General features: G+C 56.7%; 1 protein-coding gene. It reads left to right on the top strand.

Features of this window, described 5'->3' with window-relative positions:
• Nucleotides 1-123 precede the first annotated feature (123 nt).
• Nucleotides 124-728 (top strand): phage tail protein (locus OOT00_RS16095; RefSeq protein WP_265426442.1); only part of this gene is annotated, 605 nt, incomplete at its 3' end.

Raw genomic sequence — 728 nt, 5'->3', positions numbered from 1 at the left:
TTCCGGGAGGCGGTGCCGGTGATCCTCAACACCAGTAAATACCGTACCACACGGGTGCTGGTGGAGGGCGATGTGCTGATGAAGATCGGGCTGGTGCAGTATGGGTAAGGAGGGAGGCATCCCATGATTTCCAATGTCAGCATTCAGGGGCTGGATGAGGTGGAAAAGCTGCTTGCCAATGTGAAAAACGGCAGCCGGAAGGCCACCACAAGGGCGTTGAACAAAGGGCTTTCCAAGGCCAAAACCGTGGCCGTGGATACCATATATAAGGAAGTCAACCTCACCAAAACCGTCATCCGCCAGACCATCACGGAACGCAAAGCCACCTACACGGATGCCACCTGTTACCTCCGGGCAAAGGACAAACGGGGGGTTCCCCTCTACGACAAATCCAAAGCCTGGAAGATCAAGGGGCAGGTGCCGGGAATGCACTTTGGCGGCAGACGATCCCAAAAAGGCTTTTCGGCCCTGTTTAAACACCGGAAGGGCCGGATTCAGTTTCACGAAAAATTTCAGCAGGCTGGCTTTGTGGCCACCATGGCCAACGGCCATACCAATATTTTCATCCGCACGGGCAAGTGCCGGGCCAATCCCAGAAAGGGCAACCCCCGCGACGAAACCATCAAAGGCATCTGGTCATCCTCTCCGCCCATGGTCCTGCAGGATGAGGAACGCATGGCCCCGGTGCTGGAATCCGCATCCCAAGCCGCACAGGCAGAACTGGACCG

The organism is Desulfobotulus pelophilus (assembly GCF_026155325.1).
Taxonomy (GTDB): domain Bacteria; phylum Desulfobacterota; class Desulfobacteria; order Desulfobacterales; family ASO4-4; genus Desulfobotulus; species Desulfobotulus pelophilus.
The sequence above is the reverse complement of the archived record's forward strand: the minus strand, read 5'-3'. Positions and strand labels throughout refer to the sequence as shown.